Annotated in this window: 4 protein-coding genes; 2 read left to right on the forward strand and 2 right to left on the reverse strand. The window is 46.0% G+C overall.

Annotated features, from left to right (window positions below; translation table 11 throughout):
• The first annotated feature begins 261 nt into the window (after positions 1–261).
• A complete protein-coding gene (gene mazE / locus EWV84_RS15095; protein WP_287078648.1) occupies positions 262–486 on the forward strand; it encodes a type II toxin-antitoxin system MazE family antitoxin in 225 nt (74 codons plus the stop codon).
• The gene (locus tag EWV84_RS15100; RefSeq protein WP_287078649.1) at positions 479–853 is read left to right on the forward strand and encodes a type II toxin-antitoxin system PemK/MazF family toxin; all 375 of its coding nucleotides are present in this window, start codon (positions 479–481) and stop codon (positions 851–853) included. Before mazE ends, EWV84_RS15100 begins: the two co-directional genes overlap by 8 nt.
• A gap of 624 nt (positions 854–1,477) precedes the next feature.
• Here the strand turns inward: EWV84_RS15100 and EWV84_RS15105 are convergent.
• Positions 1,478–2,425: a PRC-barrel domain-containing protein gene (locus EWV84_RS15105; RefSeq protein WP_287078650.1), complete on the reverse strand. Its 948-nt coding sequence runs from the start codon at positions 2,423–2,425 to the stop codon at positions 1,478–1,480.
• 264 nt (positions 2,426–2,689) lie between these two features.
• The gene (locus EWV84_RS15110) at positions 2,690–3,949 is read right to left on the reverse strand and encodes a dihydrolipoamide acetyltransferase family protein (protein WP_287078652.1); all 1,260 of its coding nucleotides are present in this window, start codon (positions 3,947–3,949) and stop codon (positions 2,690–2,692) included.
• Positions 3,950–4,242 lie beyond the last annotated feature (293 nt).

Genomic DNA, 4,242 nt, shown 5'->3' on the forward strand with positions numbered 1-4,242 from the left:
GGGGGGAAAATTCAGGGACTTTTTCCCTGAAAATTAGGTAATTGACCACCTGAAAATGGGTAAAACCCCACACCCCAACCCCCAACCCCCAACCCCCAACCCCCAACCCCCAACCCCCAACCCCCACCGAAAAACTTTTTCAGCAGACCCTAGTTAGGCATTCAATCTACTTACAGATCAGAGGCAGGCATTGACAATTAATGTAGGATTAGTTAGTATGATGATCTAATCCTACCAAGCTGTCGTAAGCAGCTTATGGCAATGAGTAAGAAAGTTAGCATAACCTTAGACGACGAAGTTTTGGACTTTGTAGATCGACTAGCAAGCAATCGTAGCAGCTTTATAAATGATGTTCTCTGGCAAGAGAAGAGAAGGATTTTTATGAAAGAGTTAGAAGACGCTTATAAAGATCAGGCCAATGATCCAGATATCCAAACAGAAATCTCTGTCTGGGATGTTGCAGTGGGCGATGGTCTAAATGCCTAATGGAAGACTAACCTATAAGCGAGGAGAGATATGGTGGGTCGATCTGAAACCCGTTGTTGGTTATGAAACCGATAAAGAACGTCCTTGCCTGATTTTACAAAACGATATTGGCAATCAAAATGGAACAACGACAATAGTTGCTCCATTGTTGCCTGGGAAAAGGACTTATCCTTTTGTTGTCAATATTACACCGACAGTGCAGAATGGACTAGACGGAGAGCGACACATCAACTTAAGTCAAATGAGGGCTGTAGATTCTCAAAGAATTAAGAATAAACAGGGTGTTTTAGAAGACGTTTATTGGGAAGAAATAGAGAAAGCAGTCTCTATTCAACTCGGTTTCAGTTTAGCTTTTAAGTCTTCATAGTGCGATGCCGAAGGCACTGCGTAGCAGTACGCCGATCTTGTAGGTTGCGTTCCCTAATACAATTCCTACTGCTTGCAACGTGGAAGCTAAAATACGGCGTTGCTGATTTGAGATATGAATCTTCTTTTGTGGGATTTTTAAAACCTAGACCCAAACTAACTTTTGGATGGGTGCAAGGTTGTCATTCATACCTTGATTCAGCAACGCCGTTTTTTCCCTATACTATCCCGCAGGTGATAGAAGATTGGTTACCTAGTGATAGCCTTGATTAAGTGGTCGGACAAAAGTAAAGTTAACCGTGGGAGTCAGGAGTCAGTCCCGATGAAAAAATTTTCACCACCAGAGATGAAAGAGGTTTCCTTCCCTTACACCCCACACCCTACACCCTACACCCTCTTTCAAGTCAGGAGTGAGCAAGAATTGCCAGAATTACATTTCTTAAGACAGACGACAGAATTTATGTCCGACTACTTAAAGGTTAAATAATATCAGCCAGACTGGGAAACTATCTGATCAAATTAGTTCCCCCAGAGAACCCCCTTGAGCCACCTAGCACACTTTCCTCTTTTTGTCAAATTTTATGTTAAGAAAGATGTAACTAATGGATAGGGGGATGATCAAAGATTAACCGTCTTCGTATTCGGGGATTCTCTCTTTTTTCTTCTCGGTAATATTGATGCGGGGGGGATTGTAATCCGGTTCCACGTCATCATCCCACATATCATCCTCGGCCTTATCTTCGTAATCGTCGTACTGAGGACGAGAAAAGCTTTCTGTGCGTTCTAACCGCGCCTCTCCCCAGTTATCTTCTTCTTCCTCGTATTCTTCCTCATAATAACGAGCTTCGGCCCGTTTTTGCGGTGGGGGATTGGCCCGCAGGGGTTCTTTTTCCCATTCGTCCTCGTTCCAGCGTTCTTCCACGGGTTTAGCTGACTCCACAGGAGTGCGGAGGGGAATACCCGTACCTAACTGATTTTCCGGGCGAGCAGCGGGGGTATAATAAGCTTCTTCTTCTTCTCTTTCCCAGGGGGGACGACCAATACCCAAACGTTCCAAAACTCCCACACTAACTTGGGTGAGACGTTCCTCGGCCCCTTCAAAGACGATTAAGCGATTCGGACCGCTGCTAACCACTTCTTCAATGGCAATTTCGTAGGTACTGATCAATTGTTCGGGGATAAGAGGCAATCCCAGGGAAGCGATGATAATGGAATGTAATTGACCACTAAGGGGATCAAATTGATAATCGCGGACTTTGCCTAAAGGTTCGCCGGTTTCCGTGATCACGTCACTACCGATTAAGGGAGTATAAGCATCGATATCGACGGATTCCAAGACGTTATCATCTTCAACGAGAACCACGTCTCCTGTCTGACTGATGCTCGATAAATACATATATTGAGGCATTCCCGACAGGGAGAGGATATTATCGCGGAGTCCGAGGGCAACCACTTCTCGTTGATCGATATCTACTAGTATATCTTTAACAACGCCGAGTTTTTTGCCTGTATTGCGAGTGATAACCTGTGTATTTAAAAATTCTGAACGTAAGCGACTATTCTCTGTGATCATTTTTTCCTATGGGTAGGCGTTAGGGCGTGGGAATACGAATTATTGTAGGCTTAATATATAGGGCGAGATTGAGGGTTAATTTACCGATATTAGCTTAGATCTTAAAGTTCCCTGAGATTAACACTTTTTTTGGCCTTGTTTGGGCGATAGTTTTGGGTGATAGATAAGGTTAAACCCATTTTAGCTAATTCTTTACATTTTTTTAGTAACAACAAAGCAGGAGCTAGAGAGAAACTCCCTTGACTCCTGCTGCCTAGATTCTGATTACATAGTTAAAGACTGCACCTCAGTTTCGATCAGTTTAGCCAAGTCTTGCAGGAAGGAGGCTGCATCGGCCCCGTAGATGACTCGGTGGTCACTGGTGAGATTAACCGTCATCTGTTTTTGCACTCCGAATAAACCATTATTGTGGACGACGATTTGGGGACGGGAAGCGCCCACTGCCAGGATTGCACCTTGGTTGGGAGGTAAGATAGCGGTAAAGCGATCAACTCCGAACATTCCCAGATTAGAAATGGTAAAAGTACCGCTATTGTATTCTTCCGGTTGCAGTTGTTTACTGCGAGCGCGATCAACTAAATCTTTCCAACTGCGGGATAGGGAATAGATATCCATCTGGTTAGCAGAGCGCAAAACCGGCGTAATTAAGCCACCATCGGGCATAGCTACGGCTACGGCCACGTTAATCGCCCCGTGGTATTGGATTCCTGCGTCGCTATAGCTGGCATTAACTATAGGATGTTTAGCGAGGGTGTTGGCTACTGCTTTTGCTAACAGGGCCGTCATGGTGACACCCTTAGATTTTAGCTGTTGATAGAGTTGATCCAGTGGGTCGGTGGTGATAGTGTAGCCCACTTGGAAGGTGGGAACCTGTAGGCTAACCGACATATTCTGAGCGACGGCTTTTTGCAGAGTGGTGAGGGGAACAGTCCGGCCGACCGGAGCGCTGGCCGGAATCGGGGCTTTAGGAGCCGCTACAGGCACGCTGACGGGTTGCGGGGGAGTAATGACGGGAGCGGGGACGGTGCTGACTTTTCCTGTCGCTTTTTCTACGTCTTCGGCGGTAATTCGTCCGTGGGGACCGCTACCCACTAGGGTTTTCAGATCCACTTTTAATTCTTTAGCCAGTTTTTTGGCCCTGGGAGAGGCGACTAAACGGCCATTATCTTTAACGGCGGCGACGGGGATCGAAACGGGAGGCGGAGCGATTTCTGGGGTCTCTACGGGCTTGCTAGGGGCGGCAGCGGCGGTTTTTCCCTGAGCTTTGGCTAGTTCAATTTCCGCTTCAGTTTCGGCAATATAGGCGATCGCTTCCCCTACGGGTGCTTCTTGGCCAGCTGCCACTAAAATTACAGCGAGATAGCCATCATAAAACGATTCTACGTCCATGTCGGCTTTGTCGGATTCGACCACTAACACCGTTTCCCCTTTGCTGACTTTTTCCCCGGGGGACTTCACCCAAGAAACTATTTTTCCTTCGGTCATGGTGGAACTGAGCGCGGGCATGAAGATATCTCGAATCATGGTGGAGTGCTTCTATCTCTAATGTTTTGAGCCATAGGGCATTTTACCACAGTTGATGGGGTGTGGGGCTTTTCAGTGAGCAGTGAGCAGTAAACAGTAATCAGTGAAAAGCAAGCTCCGAACTTGTCACTTAATACTATTGACTGAAAACTCACATCTGGTAACTGGTAACTGGTAACTCACCGTTCGCTTAAATAAAAAAGCGATCGAGGACAAAAAAGGTTAAAATCCTTGTGTAGTAAAGGGTTTGGTTGAAGGAGTTAAGAAAATTCCCACACAGATAAAGTCAGAAC

Source organism: Microcystis sp. M_QC_C_20170808_M3Col (assembly GCF_007095505.1).
Taxonomy (GTDB): Bacteria; Cyanobacteriota; Cyanobacteriia; order Cyanobacteriales; family Microcystaceae; genus Microcystis.

What these genes read in the sequence shown, in the direction of transcription:
- EWV84_RS15100 (WP_287078649.1), top strand. Translation starts at nt 479, where the DNA reads ATGCCTAATGGAAGACTAACCTATAAGCGAGGAGAGATATGGTGGGTC.
- EWV84_RS15105 (WP_287078650.1), bottom strand. Translation starts at nt 2,425, where the DNA reads ATGATCACAGAGAATAGTCGCTTACGTTCAGAATTTTTAAATACACAG.
- mazE (WP_287078648.1), top strand. Translation starts at nt 262, where the DNA reads ATGAGTAAGAAAGTTAGCATAACCTTAGACGACGAAGTTTTGGACTTT.
- EWV84_RS15110 (WP_287078652.1), bottom strand. Translation starts at nt 3,949, where the DNA reads ATGATTCGAGATATCTTCATGCCCGCGCTCAGTTCCACCATGACCGAA.